Below are 13,696 nucleotides of genomic sequence, written 5' to 3'. Positions count from 1 at the left end.
GACAGGACTCAGGCGCCCCCCCCTTCCCGCTTCCGTTATCTGTTGATGTTGGTCCGCAAGACTTGAGCCAGGCTGTCATCGGAAGACAACCACTTGATCACCAGAGGACCACCTCATGATCACTCCACTCAAATCGGATCCCGTCAAACGCGACTGGGACGCCAAGGCCTACCAGCAATTCTCACATCTTCGACAACGACCGGTGAACGAGCTAATCGACCGTGTCGACATTAAAAACCCCAAGCGCATCTACGACCTGGGGTGTGGCACCGGCATCGCGACGCAAGTTTTGGCCAAACGCTGGCCCCGCGCACACCTGATGGGCATCGACAGTTCGGAACAGATGCTTCAGGAAGCCCGATGCTTGCCGATCAACGCGCAGTGGAAGCAGTGCGATCTACAGAACTGGCAACCGGAGCGACCCGCCGACCTGCTCTTTGCTGCCGCCGTGCTGCACTTCATCGACGGTCACGAACAGTTGCTGCCGCGTTTGCTAGGTTATCTCAATCCGGGCGGTTGCCTGGCGGCGCACATGCCTGACTGGCGGGATTCGGTCTGGTATGGACTGATGCTCGATACACTCAACGTTGGCGGCTCCGACGGCAAACCGCTCGGCTCCCCACAACTGCGCGAGACGATGGCGGCGCGGCCGTTATTGTCGCTGGAAAATTACCACCGGTTGCTTTCACCGATCACACGGACGCTGGATATCTGGGAGACCGAGCAGTTGCAGGTCGTGGACGGCAAGTCGCCGATTTATGACTGGATCAAGGTCTCGGCCTTGCGGGCGGTGATGCAAGGCTTAAAGGATGAGGAACAGGCGCGGTTCATTTATCACTTCATGATGCGGGTGCATGCGCATTACCCGCGAGAATGCGATGGACGCACGCTGTTTCCGTTCAAGCGGATCTTCATTGTCGCCACCGCTTGACCCTGTGGTCGCGGGGCTTGCCCGCGATGGCGGTGTGTCATTCACCATCGATGCAAGCTGACCTACCGCTATCGCGAGCAGGCTCGCTCCCACAATGGTCCTGTGCGAATACAAATCATGTATTCACCGGACATCCCCTGTGGGAGCGACCCTGCTCGCGATGGCGTCAGCTCAGACACCGCAAATCGCCAGGATCACTCCCGCGATTCAACCCCCAATTCATCCCAAACCGACTCCGCCAAATGAAACGTCGCATTCGCCGCCGGGATACCGCAGTAGATCGCGCTCTGCATGATCACTTCCTTGATCTCGCCGCGGGTCACGCCATTGTTGGCGGCGGCGCGCAGGTGCAGTTTGAGTTCCTCGTTGCGGTTCATGCCGATCAGCATGGCGATGGTGATCAGACTGCGGGTATGGCGTGGCAGGCCCGGACGGGTCCAGATGTCGCCCCACGCGTGGCGGGTGATCATTTCCTGGAACTCCGAGTTGAACTCGGTCAGGGCATTCAGGCTGCGGTCGACATGGGCGTCACCGAGCACCGCGCGACGGACTTCCAGGCCTTCGTCGTATCGTTGTTTTTCGTCCACGAAAATCTCCTCAATGACCCAGTAGAAACGCAAGCACCCGCTCGCTGAACGCGCTGCCAGCCTGAACGCTGGACAAATGCGCAGCGTAGAACTCCGCGTACTCGGCGCCCTGCACATGTTCCTGAATAAAGTGCCCACCGGACGGCGGCGTGACCGCGTCTTCGGTGCCGGCGATGACCAGCAGCGGCACCTTGATCGCGGATAGCTGATCACGGAAGTCGGCATCACGCACGGCGGCGCAGTTGGCGGCATAACCTTCAGGCGAAGTGGCCGCGAGCATGTCGGTAATCCGCTTCGCGGCAGCCGGGTTGGCCTCGGCAAAGTCAGGGGTAAACCAACGAGCAATCGACGCATCGCGCAAGGCGACCATCGCGGCCGAACCGTCACGCAGCACGGTTTCGATCCGTGGGTTCCACACCGACGGATCACCAATCTTCGCGGCGGTGTTGCACACCACCAGTTTGTTCAATCGATCACCGGCATTGATGCCCAGCCACTGGCCGATCAGGCCACCCATGGACAGCCCGCAAAAATGCGCGCGCTCGATGTGCAACGCATCCATCAGCGCCAGCACGTCGTGGCCCAGTTGCTCGATGCTGTACGGACCCGGCGTGACCAGCGATTTGCCGTGACCACGGGTGTCAAAACGCAGCACCCGGAAATGCTCGGAGAACGCTGCGATTTGCGCGTCCCACATGTGCAGATCAGTGCCCAGCGAATTGGAGAGCACCAGCACCGGCGCGTCGTCCCGCCCGTCTATTTGCGGCCCTTCAATTTGATAGTTCAGTTCGCCCTCGGCGAGTTGTACGAAAGCCACAGCAATCTCCTTCAGGCAGTCAACGCAGAATGTTCAGCCACCGCCCGCTCGACCCAGGTACGGGCCTGGCCGAGGTAATGGGCGGGGTCCAGCAGACGATCGAGTTCAGGGGCAGAAAGCTCGGCGGTTACTTGCGGCTCTTCGCCGAGTACCGCTCGCAGATGCCGTTGCTCGGCCACAGCACGTTTGCAGCATTGCTCCAGCAGATGGTGCGCGGTGTCGCGGCCAACCCGTTGCGCGAGGACGATGCTCACCGCTTCGGCCAGCACCAAACCCTGGGTCAGGTCGAGGTTGCGGGCCATGCGCTCGGCGTCCACTTCCAGTGCGTCCGCCACCAGCAACGCTTGCTTGAGGCTGCCGGACACCAGGCAGCAAATCTCTGGCAGGGTTTCCCATTCGGCATGCCACAAGCCCAGGCTACGCTCGTGTTCCTGCGGCATGGCGCTGAACAGGGTCGAGAGCAAACCGGGAACCCGAGTCGCCGCACCGATCAGCACCGCGGCGCCCACCGGGTTGCGTTTGTGCGGCATGGTCGAAGAACCGCCCTTGCCCGGAGCCGACGGCTCGAACACTTCGCCGGCTTCGGTCTGCATCAACAGGCTGATGTCGCGACCGGTTTTGCCGAGGCTGCCGGCGATCAAACCGAGTACCGCGCCAAATTCCACCAAGCGATCACGCTGGGTGTGCCAGGGTTGATCCGGCAACGTCAATTGCAGCTCACCGGCCAAGGCTTGGGCAATCGGCATCGCCTGGTCGCCGAGGGCTGCCAGGGTTCCCGAGGCGCCGCCGAATTGCAGCACCAGCAGGCGCGGCTTGAGTTCTTGCAGACGTTGTCGGCTGCGGGTGATGGCGCCCAGCCAACCGGCGATTTTCATGCCGAGGGTGACCGGCGTTGCGTGCTGCAACCACGTGCGTCCAGCCAGCGGTGTGGCGACGTAACGCTGAGCCTGGATGGAGAGCGTTTCGCCCAGTTGCGCCAAATCGCTTTCGATCAGTTCCAGCGCGCGGCGCAGTTGCAACACCAAACCCGTGTCCATCACGTCCTGACTGGTGGCGCCCAGATGCACGTAGCGTTCGGCTTCGGCATCGTGAGTGGCGATCTGTTTGCCCAGCGCCTTGACCAACGGAATCGCCGAATTGCCCGCCGAGGCAATCGCCTCGCCGAGTGCGGCAAAGTCGTAATGCCCCGCCTGACAAGCCGCTTCGATCGACGCGACAGCCGATGGCGGAATCAAGCCCACCCGCGCCTCGGCCCGGGCCAATGCCGCTTCGAAATCGAGCATGGCCTGCACCCGGCCGTGATCGCAGAACACTTCCCGCATGCCGCGGGCGGTGAAATAGGCATCGAACAATTGATTGCCCGGTCGCTGGTTCATAAACAGTCCCTGAAGGCATGGGCCGGTGAGGCCCACGCGTATGGATCAAAGGTCGTGATGCGTCCCCAATACACCGAACCACAGCATCGAGTTACGTCGGCCGATCTTGTCCGCGAGCATGCCGAACAGCGGCTGCATGCACATATAAACCACGAAGTTACCGGACGAGGCGCCGACAATCGCGAAGATCCTTTTGCTGCGCTCTTCGCCGGTGTAATGCGCTGGAATAGCGGTGGGGGTTGTCATTGTTCTTCACTCTTTGGGGACCATGGCAGTCTAGACACACTCTGCAACAGTCCCATTCCACAGATAGATCAGCGACACATGTCCCTGTGGGAGCTGTGTTCATTTAATAGTCGAAGAACACCGTCTCGGCATCGGTGCCCTGCAGGACGACATTCCACTGGTACACACCGGACGCATCCTTCTTCGCCAACAAGGTGTTGCGGCGTTCAGCCGGCACACACTCCAGCAGCGGATCCGCCACATTGGCCTGTTCGCCCTCAAAATAAATCCGCGTCAGCAAGTGCTTCACCAACCCGCGAGCGAACACCAGCACCACCAGGTGCGGCGCCTGGGTCGAGCCCTTCAGGCCTTGCACCGTTCCGGGTTTGATCGTGGTGAAGCGGAAACGCCCTTCAGCATCCACCGGCACCCTGCCGAAGCCTTCGAAGTTCGGGTCCAGGGGCTTGGCCTGGTCGTCTTCGGGGTGGTCGTATTTGCCGGCCGCGTTGGCCTGCCAGACTTCCAGCATCGCATCGTTGACGAAGTCGCCATTGCCATCGACGACTTGCCCGGTGATCGCCACGCGCTCGCCGAGGGTGTGTTCGACGGTCAAGTCTTCGCGGTTCAGCCAGGTCAGGCCGATGTGGTAATACGGCCCGACGGTGTGGGACGTGGTCGCGTTCAGCGTCATCTTATTTCTCCATCGGCGTGGCTTCACGGCCGCGCAAGACGATGTCCCAGCGATAACCGAGGGCATAGGAAGGGATGGTTTTTTCCAGATCGAACGTGGCGATCAAACGCTCTTTGGCGCGGGTATCCGGTACGCAGTTGTAGATCGGGTCGTAGGCCAGCAGCGGGTCGCCCGGAAAATACATCTGCGTGACCAACCGCGTCAGAATGCTCGGCCCAAACAGCGAGAAATGGATGTGCGCCGGGCGCCACGCATTGTGGTGGTTGCCCCACGGATAGGCGCCGGGTTTGATGGTCTGGAACTGGTACCAGCCATCAGCGTCGGTCAAGGTGCGGCCGGTGCCGGTGAAGTTCGGGTCCAGCGGCGCGTCGTGCAGGTCGCGGGCATGGTTGTAGCGACCGGCGGCATTGGCCTGCCAGATCTCCACCAGAATCCCCGGCACCGGCAAGCCGTCCTCATCCAGCACGCGGCCGTGGATGATGATGCGCTCGCCCAACGGTTCGCCCGCATGCTGCACCGTCAGGTCGTTGTCCTTTTCGTTGATACGCTCGGCACCGATGGTCGGGCCGGTAATTTCCGACAACGAATGCGGCAAAAACACCAACGGCTTGGACGGCGCGCGACGGTTGGTGGATTGATACGTCGGGTGCAGGTAGTCCGGCTGGGTGCCTTCCTGCGGGCGACGGTAACCAGGCTTGTCAGTCATTTCGCTTTCCTCTGTTCTTATTAGTCTGCCGGGCGTCAGACGCGCTCGATGGCCAAGGCCAGACCCTGGCCGACGCCGACGCACATGGTCGCCAGCCCCTTCTTGCCACCCGTTTTTTCAAGCTGATGCAACGCTGTAAGGACCAGACGCGCACCGCTCATGCCCAACGGATGGCCCAAGGCGATGGCGCCACCGTTCGGGTTGACCTGAGCCGCGTCGTCCGCCAAGCCCAGCTCGCGCAGTACCGCCAACCCTTGGCTGGCGAAGGCTTCGTTGAGTTCGATCACGTCGAAATCGCTGACAGCAAGCCCGAGGCGCTCGGTCAATTTGCGCACTGCCGGCACCGGGCCGATGCCCATCACCCGAGGTGCGACGCCGGCGCTCGCCATGCCCAGCACTTTGGCGCGGGCGGTCAGGCCATGTTTCTTTACAGCTTCAGCGGAGGCCAGGATCATCGCCGCCGCGCCGTCGTTCACACCGGAAGCATTGCCGGCGGTCACGGTTTTGTCTGGACCGTTGACCGGCTTCAGCTTGGCCAGGGTTTCCAGCGTGGTGTCGGCACGTGGATGCTCATCCTGGCTGACGACGGTTTCGCCTTTCTTGTGGGCAATCCGCACTTCGACGATTTCTTCAGCGAAAAATCCTGCAGCTTGCGCGGCGGCTGTCCGCTGCTGACTGCGCAGTGCGAAAGCGTCCTGATCCTCGCGGGAAATTTCGTAATCTTCAGCCACGTTGTCGGCGGTCTGCGGCATTGCATCGACGCCGTATTGCGCTTTCATCAACGGGTTGATGAAGCGCCAGCCAATGGTGGTGTCTTCCAGTTTCATGTTGCGCGAGAACGCCGCATCGGCCTTGCCCATCACGAACGGCGCGCGGGACATCGACTCGACGCCGCCGGCAATCGCCAGCTCCATTTCGCCACTGGCGATGGCGCGGAACGCGGTGCCGATGGCGTCCATGCCCGACGCGCAGAGGCGATTGAGGGTAACGCCGGGAATGCTTTCCGGCAGGCCCGCCAGCAGCAGCGCCATGCGGGCGACGTTGCGGTTGTCTTCGCCGGCCTGGTTGGCGCAGCCGAGGAACACCTCGTCCACAGCCGTCCAGTCCACCGACGGGTTGCGCTCCATCAGCGCCTTGATTGGCACGGCAGCGAGGTCATCAGCACGCACCGCGGACAGGCCACCGCCGAAACGGCCGATGGGGGTGCGAATCGCGTCGCAGATATAAACGTCACGCATCACGCTTCTCCAAGGGCTTGGCCGTGGGCGGCGGCGGTGCGGGCTTCCAGGTCCCTGAGCGCCTTCAGCTCAACATCCGATGGCTCAGCCGTATTTTCGACATTTTCTGCAAAGCGAATTGCCCAACCAGTGGCGGCAATCACTTGCTCGCGAGTCACGCCCGGGTGCAGCGCGGTGACCACGAATTCATGGGTGTCCGCTTCCGGCTCCATGATGCACAGGTCGGTAATGATGCCGACTGGCCCTGCGCCCGGCAGGCCGAGACGCTTGCGAGAATCACCTCCCTCGCCATGTCCGACCGAGGTAATGAAATCGAGTTTGTCGACAAAGGAACGCGCGGACTGTTTAAGGATGATCAAAACGCTTTTGGCCGAACCGGCAATCTCCGGCGCGCCGCCAGCACCTGGCAGGCGGACTTTCGGCGCGTGGTAATCGCCCACCACCGTGGTGTTGATGTTGCCGAAGCGGTCGACCTGCGCGGCGCCGAGGAAACCGACATCGATACGCCCGCCCTGCAGCCAGTAGCGAAAAATCTCACCGGTGGGGACGACGGTGTCGGCGGTTTCCGCCAGTTCGCCGTCACCGATCGACAGCGGCAACACGCTTGGCTTGGCACCGATCGGACCCGACTCGTAGATCAGGACGACATCCGGTGAGGACGTCAGCCGCGCCAGGTTGGCGGCTTTCGACGGCAGTCCGATGCCGACGAAGCACACCGAACCGTTCTTCAAGCGGCGGGCGGCGGCGACGGTCATCATTTCATTGGTTGTGTAAGTCATTACTTGGCCTCCGAAGCAGCGGCCAGCTTGGCCTGAAACTCGCTGAAGTCAGCGCAGCCGTGGATGTATTCGTTGATCCACGCAGTGAAGGTTTCACGGTCGCGGGCAATCGGGTCCCAAGCCTGGTAGAAGCGGTTGTCGCGCTCGTTGTAACCGTGGGCGTAGGACGGATGCGCGCCACCAGGGACGTGGCAGACCGCGCTCAGGGCCCAGGTCGGCAGCACGCAGGCGTTCATCGGTGCATTGAGGTCGTCGACGATTTCTTCAACGGTAACGATGCAGCGCTTGGCAGCCAGCGCTGCTTCTTTTTGTACACCGAGAATGCCCCAGAGCAGCACGTTGCCTTTGCGGTCGGCTTTCTGTGCGTGAATCACGGTGATGTCCGGGCGGACCGAAGGCACGGCCGCCAATACTTCGCCGGTGAACGGGCAGGTGACGGTTTTGATCAGCGGGTTGACCTTCGGCAAGTCGGAACCGGCGTAGGCACGCAGCACCGCGAACGGTAGGCCGGAGGCGCCAGCGACGTAGGCATTGGCCAGGTCGGCGTGGCTGTGCTCTTCGATTTCCAGCGCGTGCGGCCACTGCTTCTCGACCGCGTCACGCAGACGGTGCAGCGAACCGACACCCGGGTTGCCGCCCCAGGAGAAAATCAGCTTGCGAGCACAACCGGCGCCGATCAACTGGTCGTAGATCAGGTCAGGCGTCATCCGGACCAGCGTCAGATCTTTCTTGCCCTGGCGAATGATTTCGTGACCTGCCGCCGTAGGGATCAGGTGAGTGAAGCCTTCGAGCGCGACGGTATCGCCGTCGTTGACGAATTGCTTCACCGCGTCGTGCAGCGAAAGGATTTCAGCCATGGGGCAGGCTCCCGTTTTGTTTTGAACCGACAGTGGATGAAAAAGGCGCGAGGTTAAGCGCCGGAATGCCTGAAGGTTAAGCCTGTGCAAAACGCCAAACAATCCGATAATCGACTGAGTGTTCGTTTATCGAACAGATTGTTGTCTCGCTACCGATCCTTAAAGGCTTCGCGGGCAAGCCTCGCTCCTACGGTTTGGTGGTGTTCGCGAAATCACGGACATCATCATTCCTGTAGGAGCGAGGCTTGCCCGCGAAGAGGCCATCAAACGCGCCAAAGAATCCGGATCAGACTGTCAGGTCGCATCCGCATGACTGACCATGCCCTTGATCACCACCGCCGTGGCCGCCACGGCCGCCGGAATCACAAGCGCCGTCAGCACTTGCTCAAAATTCCAGCCCAATCCAAGCAGCGTCGCGCCCATCCACGCCCCGAGAATCGCGCCGAACCGGCCAATCCCGAGCATCCACGACACCCCGGTCGCCCGCCCCTGAGTCGGATAAAACCGCGCCGCCAGCGACGGCATCGCCGATTGCGCACCGTTGACACACATCCCGGCCACTAGGACCAACGTCGCCAAAATCGTGATGTTGCCCAGACTCTGTCCTACCGCGTAGGCAAACACCCCGGCCAGCAGGTAGAAAATGCCGATGACCTTGTGCGGATTGAACCGGTCCATCGCCCAGCCCACGCCTACTGCGCTCAGCACCCCGCCAAACTGGAATAGCGCCCCAATGAACGCCGCTTGTTCCATGCTCGCGCCACTGTCACGCATCAGCGTCGGCAGCCAACTGGTCAGCAGGTAAACAATCACCAGCCCCATGAAGTAGGTCAGCCACAGCAGCAAGGTGCCGGTGCTATAGGTGCCAGAGAAGATCACCGCGAACACGTTGCGCGCCTTCACGGTTTTCTGTTCCGGCACGCTGAAGCTCGACGCCTGGGCGACGACGGTCGGATCGATCGGTGCGAGGGCCTTGCGCACTTTGTCGGTGCCGCGGTTACGCACGACCAGGTAACGCGCCGACTCCGGCAGCCAGAACAGCAACACGACGGTGAGGATCAACGGCAGAATCCCACCGATCAGCAGCAAACTGTGCCAGCCGAAGGCCGGAATCAGCTTGGCCGAGATAAACCCGCCACCGGCCATGCCGAGGTTGAAGCCGCAGAACATGCTGGTCACCAGCAGGGATTTTTTGCGCTCCGGGGTGTACTCCGACAACAGGGTGGTGGCGTTCGGCATGCCGGCGCCAAGGCCCAGACCGGTGAGGAAGCGCAGCACCAGCAGTTGATCGACGTTGGTGCTGTACGCCGAGGCCAGGCTGAAAGCGCCGAATAACAATACCGCGCCGACCAGTACGACTTTTCGCCCAAAGCGGTCAGCCAAGGGACCGGAGCCCAGTGCGCCGAAGACCATGCCGATCAACGCGGCACTCATTACCGGGCCGAGACTCGCCCGATCGATGCCCCAGTCCTGAGACAGGGCCGGCGCGATGAAGCCCATGGCCGCGGTATCGAGGCCATCGAGGAAAACAATCAGGAAACACAGGATCACCACTCGCCATTGGTAGCGCGAAATGGGTTGAGCATTGATGAAGGACTGCACATCGAGGCAGTTCCCTACAGCAGACTGAGGCTGGTTCATTATTTTTATTCCACGCAAGAACGCAGTCGGACAGGTGCCAGCCTGGGGCTGGCGCTGCCGCGACAGTAATGATCCAGGGGAAACAGCGTCAATTCGATAAACGCGACTCTGTGCGTTTATCGAACAGCTTAGGCAAACAACTGGGCGCTGAGGTCACGACTGGCGCTCAACAAACCAGGCAGGAAACGCTGCTCCAGCTCGTTGCGGCTGACCCGTCCGGCGTGGGTACTGACGTTGAGCGCGGCCACCACCTGGCCCGAAGCGTCGTACACCGGAACGGCAATCGAACGCAGGCCCTGCTCCAGTTCCTGATCGACGATGCACCAGCCTTGTTGCCGCACTTCCTGCAGGCATTCGAGCAACGCCTCGGGGGTGTGCAAGGTTCGGCTGGTCTTGGCCTGGAACTCTGCATGGTCGAGGTATTCACGAAGCGACGTGTCGTCCAGTGCCGCGAGAAGAATCCGGCCCATCGACGTGCAATAGGCCGGCAACCGCCCGCCCACCGACAGGTCGACGGAAATCAGGCGCTGGGTGGTTGCCGAGCGAGCGATGTACAAAATGTCGTCGCCCTCCAGCGTGGCCATGTTGCAGGCCTCGTGAAGTTGCTCGCTCATGCGGTCCAGATACGGCTGGGCGGACACCGCCAAAGGCGTCGAGGACAAGTAGGCATGGCCGAGCGTCAGCACTTTGGGCAGCAGCGAATAGGTGCGACCGTCGGTGGTGGCGTAGCCGAGTTTGATCAGAGTGTGCAGGCAACGTCGTACAGCGGCGCGGGGGATTTCCGTGCGGTGGCTGATCTGGGCAATGGTCAGGTGCCGTTTGCGCTCCTGGAACGCTTGAACCACCGCCAATCCCCGGGCCAGGGACGTCATGAAATCCGGGTCGCCGGTCAGGGCCTGGATTCGCTTGGCGGGCGAGGCCACGATCGGCGGCGCCACTGAAGCGAAGGAATTGCGCATTTGATCGTTCATATCAGGTCCTTTTCCTACACGGATCAGCGGCTATTAAATTCGGCTTCGGGTCCTGCACACAAGCCACAGGTCGCAAGATTGGGCGATTATCGAACCATCGACCGATAATCGCAATCGGCGTCACCGGAAATACCAACCTGCGCGTCCTGATTTTCGCGGTGCCCACTACATGCTTTTATTCTTGTTGGGTCGCTGATTTAAAGGGCGATGTAATCGGGGTAACTTGTTCGACTTTATGGCGTCAGAAAGACATCGTCGCAAGGTGACATCATCCACACCGTAGTTACCGCTGAAAGTTGCGAGTAACAAAACAATCACACAGGTAGAACTACTTTTAACTCTCAAGAGATAGTGTTATTCGGATCGACCGCTATAATGCACCTCAGTGGCGAAGCGGTTTTTACGTGCCGATTACGCTACTCCGCAGCCCGGTATTCTATCGTCGCTGCGCGCAGCAAGCGCTTGACGCTCATTTCATATGCTCCGCCAACACGCTCGCTGAAACAGGTAACTGATGCTACGTCAGCTGTTTTTCTCTGGTGCCGTGGCCGCCTGCAACATGGAAGTATTGTTCGCACGCCGTAAAAAACGATGCTTTTTCAGGCATTGTCCTTTCGACGAGTGTGGTCAATAGATTCCTGCAGTGCGTTTCACCAGAATTTATCTCAACTCATACAGGTAGCACTGTGACGAAAGACGAACTGCGCGCGGAACTTGAGCGCCAGGAACAACGTTACAAGGAAGTTTACGGCGGGGAAGTCACCACCTACGCCGCTCAGCCCGAACCCGAACGCAAACCCTGGCGTAAACGCGCCACCGTTCAGGATCAGGCATTCACCCAGGAATTGCAGAAGATGGAAAAGGAACTCAAAGCCGAAGAGCCATAATCACCTCGGCCTGAATCCTTTCAAGGGTCTGCATCGGCACCCGTTAAAAGCGGGGTGTTCTGATGATGCCTTTCGCGCCCGCTACAAGCGGGCAGCGGCCACCTCACCCTACCGATGAGGCAAATGGCACTTGCCTGACCCTCTTCTCAGATATTTCACACAAGTGTTCAAGCCTCTCGGCCTCACGAGAGAAACCCTTGCGGCTGCGGCCTTTTCATCTGAATTCAATGACTTGCAAAACCCGGTAAAAACCTCGGGGACAGGCTATCGTCACAAACTAATTCGTTGAAGAATGTTACCGATGAGCACCTAGTGCATCGATTAGCAGTCTTTTCTGGCATAATCGCGCCCCCTTATGACCGGGTCAGAAAACCTTCATGATCGATTTATTCAGCGGACTGGATGCTTGGGTGCTTGTGAGCCTCTTGCTCGCCCTGGCCTTTGTCCTCGCCTTCGAGTTCATCAACGGCTTTCATGACACTGCTAACGCGGTGGCCACCGTTATCTACACCAAAGCCATGCCGCCTCATCTGGCGGTGTTCTTTTCCGGTGTGTTCAACTTTCTCGGCGTGCTGCTGGGCGGTGTCGGCGTGGCGTATGCCATCGTCCACCTGCTGCCGGTAGAGCTGCTGATCAATGTGAACACCGGTCACGGGCTGGCCATGGTGTTCTCGCTGCTCGCCGCCGCCATCACCTGGAACCTGGGCACCTGGTACTTCGGTATTCCGGCCTCCAGTTCCCACACGCTGATCGGTTCGATCCTCGGTGTCGGCTTGGCCAACGCGTTGATCAACGACATTCCGTTGGCCGATGGCGTGAACTGGCAGAAAGCGATCGACATCGGTGCGTCCCTGGTGTTCTCGCCAATGGCGGGCTTCCTGGTCGCAGCTCTGATACTTATCGGCCTTAAATGGTGGCGTCCCCTGTCGAAGATGCACAAGACACCGGAACAGCGCCGCAAGATCGACGACAAGAAACACCCGCCGTTCTGGAACCGCCTGGTGCTGGTCATTTCGGCCATGGCCGTGAGCTTCGTGCACGGTTCCAACGACGGCCAGAAAGGTATCGGCCTGATCATGCTGGTACTGATCGGTATCGTGCCGGCGCAGTTCGTACTCGACCTGGGCAGCACGACCTACCAGATCGAACGGACCCGCGATGCGACCCTGCACTTGAGCCAGTTCTACAAGCGCAACGCCGACACCCTGGGCGAATACCTGGCCCTGGGCAAAAGCGTGGAAGGCGATCTGCCGGAGAAATTCCGTTGCAACCCGCAACAGACCGAACCGACCATCACCGCCCTGCTCGACACCCTTAAAGGTGTGGCGGATTACCACTCCCTGTCGCCGGAAAGCCGCATCGAAGTGCGTCGCTACCTGCTCTGCCTGGATGACACGGCGAAGAAAGTCGGCAAGCTGCCTGGCCTCGCTGCCCGTGAAAAGGCTGACCTGGACAAACTGCGCAAAGACCTGACCACCACCACCGAATACGCCCCGTTCTGGGTGATTCTGGCGGTCGCCCTGGCCCTGGGCCTGGGGACCATGGTCGGCTGGAAACGCGTGGTGCTGACCATCGGCGAGAAGATCGGCAAGCAGGGCATGACTTACTCCCAAGGGATGTCGGCACAGATCACCACCGCGAGCCTGATCGGCATGGCCAACATCTTCAGCCTGCCGGTCTCCACCACCCACGTCCTGTCCTCAGGCGTTGCCGGCACCATGGTCGCCAACAAAAGCGGCCTGCAAGGCGGCACCGTGAGAACCATCCTGCTGGCCTGGGTCCTGACCCTGCCCGCGACAGTGACCCTGTCGGCTGGCTTGTTCTGGCTGGCGTCGAAGGCACTGGGCAACTGATACATCGCTGCGACAAAAGAGGCGCGCTCCGTGAGGTTCGCGCCTTTTTTATTGCCTGAAATTCGGCCTTCGTAGTTGTCAAAAGAGTTGGTTGCCCATGAGGAAGCCTTCGCGGGCAAGCCCGCTCCCACAGGGGA

The 13,696-nt window shown here is 60.6% G+C and carries 13 protein-coding genes and 1 pseudogene; 3 read left to right on the top strand and 11 right to left on the bottom strand.

The features are described from left to right. Nucleotides 1-115: 115 nt before the first annotated feature. Nucleotides 116-931, top strand: coding sequence for a methyltransferase domain-containing protein (locus ACA068_RS07490; RefSeq protein ID WP_497308801.1), 816 nt, complete (start codon nucleotides 116-118; stop codon nucleotides 929-931). Nucleotides 932-1,125: 194 nt separating this feature from the next. Here ACA068_RS07490 and pcaC read toward each other — a convergent pair whose 3' ends face one another. The 11 genes and pseudogenes from pcaC to pcaR form a co-directional block, all read right to left on the bottom strand. After that, the gene (pcaC, locus tag ACA068_RS07485) at nucleotides 1,126-1,518 is read right to left on the bottom strand and encodes a 4-carboxymuconolactone decarboxylase (protein ID WP_010462533.1); all 393 of its coding nucleotides are present in this window, start codon (nucleotides 1,516-1,518) and stop codon (nucleotides 1,126-1,128) included. A 10-nt stretch (nucleotides 1,519-1,528) separates the two neighbouring features. Beyond that, complete coding sequence (pcaD, locus tag ACA068_RS07480; protein WP_497308799.1) at nucleotides 1,529-2,335, bottom strand: 3-oxoadipate enol-lactonase; 807 nt, start codon at nucleotides 2,333-2,335, stop codon at nucleotides 1,529-1,531. 11 nt (nucleotides 2,336-2,346) lie between these two features. Continuing rightward, nucleotides 2,347-3,711 carry a 3-carboxy-cis,cis-muconate cycloisomerase gene (locus ACA068_RS07475; protein ID WP_497308797.1) on the bottom strand — a complete coding sequence of 455 codons (1,365 nt, stop codon included), beginning with the start codon at nucleotides 3,709-3,711 and terminating at the stop codon, nucleotides 2,347-2,349. Between the two features lie 60 nt (nucleotides 3,712-3,771). Beyond that, nucleotides 3,772-3,864, bottom strand: a pseudogene (locus tag ACA068_RS07470) (hypothetical protein); the annotation flags it as partial. A gap of 196 nt (nucleotides 3,865-4,060) precedes the next feature. Beyond that, nucleotides 4,061-4,627 (bottom strand): protocatechuate 3,4-dioxygenase subunit alpha, encoded by a 567-nt coding sequence (gene pcaG, locus ACA068_RS07465; protein ID WP_497308795.1) that lies wholly within the window; start codon nucleotides 4,625-4,627, stop codon nucleotides 4,061-4,063. A gap of 1 nt (nucleotide 4,628) precedes the next feature. Continuing rightward, nucleotides 4,629-5,333 carry a protocatechuate 3,4-dioxygenase subunit beta gene (gene pcaH / locus ACA068_RS07460; protein WP_497308793.1) on the bottom strand — a complete coding sequence of 235 codons (705 nt, stop codon included), beginning with the start codon at nucleotides 5,331-5,333 and terminating at the stop codon, nucleotides 4,629-4,631. Nucleotides 5,334-5,368: 35 nt separating this feature from the next. Further along, nucleotides 5,369-6,574 (bottom strand): 3-oxoadipyl-CoA thiolase, encoded by a 1,206-nt coding sequence (gene pcaF / locus ACA068_RS07455; RefSeq protein WP_497308791.1) that lies wholly within the window; start codon nucleotides 6,572-6,574, stop codon nucleotides 5,369-5,371. Beyond that, a complete protein-coding gene (locus tag ACA068_RS07450; protein ID WP_497308789.1) occupies nucleotides 6,571-7,350 on the bottom strand; it encodes a CoA-transferase subunit beta in 780 nt (259 codons plus the stop codon). The genes pcaF and ACA068_RS07450 overlap by 4 nt, the downstream gene beginning before the upstream one ends. After that, nucleotides 7,350-8,207 (bottom strand): CoA transferase subunit A, encoded by an 858-nt coding sequence (locus tag ACA068_RS07445; RefSeq protein ID WP_074874180.1) that lies wholly within the window; start codon nucleotides 8,205-8,207, stop codon nucleotides 7,350-7,352. The genes ACA068_RS07450 and ACA068_RS07445 overlap by 1 nt, the downstream gene beginning before the upstream one ends. 294 nt (nucleotides 8,208-8,501) lie before the next feature. Further along, a complete protein-coding gene (gene pcaK, locus ACA068_RS07440; protein WP_497308787.1) occupies nucleotides 8,502-9,848 on the bottom strand; it encodes a 4-hydroxybenzoate transporter PcaK in 1,347 nt (448 codons plus the stop codon). A 128-nt stretch (nucleotides 9,849-9,976) separates the two neighbouring features. Continuing rightward, entirely contained in the window at nucleotides 9,977-10,819 is an 843-nt protein-coding gene (gene pcaR, locus ACA068_RS07435; RefSeq protein ID WP_010462552.1) for a pca regulon transcriptional regulator PcaR, read from the bottom strand. A 686-nt stretch (nucleotides 10,820-11,505) separates the two neighbouring features. Here pcaR and ACA068_RS07430 point away from each other — a divergent pair. Next, on the top strand, nucleotides 11,506-11,706 hold the full coding sequence (locus ACA068_RS07430) for a hypothetical protein (RefSeq protein ID WP_007935837.1): 201 nt from the start codon (nucleotides 11,506-11,508) through the stop codon (nucleotides 11,704-11,706). 377 nt (nucleotides 11,707-12,083) lie between these two features. Beyond that, on the top strand, nucleotides 12,084-13,559 hold the full coding sequence (locus ACA068_RS07425; protein WP_497308784.1) for an inorganic phosphate transporter: 1,476 nt from the start codon (nucleotides 12,084-12,086) through the stop codon (nucleotides 13,557-13,559). Nucleotides 13,560-13,696 lie beyond the last annotated feature (137 nt).

This window comes from Pseudomonas sp. LBUM1660, assembly GCF_059695935.1.
Note: the sequence above shows the minus strand (reverse complement) of the source record. Positions and strands in the feature narration are given on the sequence as shown.

Coding starts and splice junctions, on each gene's coding strand:
- ACA068_RS07450 (WP_497308789.1), bottom strand. CDS start 7,350: ATGACTTACACAACCAATGAAATGATGACCGTCGCCGCCGCCCGCCGC.
- pcaG (WP_497308795.1), bottom strand. CDS start 4,627: ATGACGCTGAACGCGACCACGTCCCACACCGTCGGGCCGTATTACCAC.
- ACA068_RS07490 (WP_497308801.1), top strand. CDS start 116: ATGATCACTCCACTCAAATCGGATCCCGTCAAACGCGACTGGGACGCC.
- ACA068_RS07425 (WP_497308784.1), top strand. CDS start 12,084: ATGATCGATTTATTCAGCGGACTGGATGCTTGGGTGCTTGTGAGCCTC.
- ACA068_RS07445 (WP_074874180.1), bottom strand. CDS start 8,207: ATGGCTGAAATCCTTTCGCTGCACGACGCGGTGAAGCAATTCGTCAAC.
- pcaH (WP_497308793.1), bottom strand. CDS start 5,333: ATGACTGACAAGCCTGGTTACCGTCGCCCGCAGGAAGGCACCCAGCCG.
- pcaK (WP_497308787.1), bottom strand. CDS start 9,848: ATGAACCAGCCTCAGTCTGCTGTAGGGAACTGCCTCGATGTGCAGTCC.
- ACA068_RS07475 (WP_497308797.1), bottom strand. CDS start 3,711: ATGAACCAGCGACCGGGCAATCAATTGTTCGATGCCTATTTCACCGCC.
- pcaR (WP_010462552.1), bottom strand. CDS start 10,819: ATGAACGATCAAATGCGCAATTCCTTCGCTTCAGTGGCGCCGCCGATC.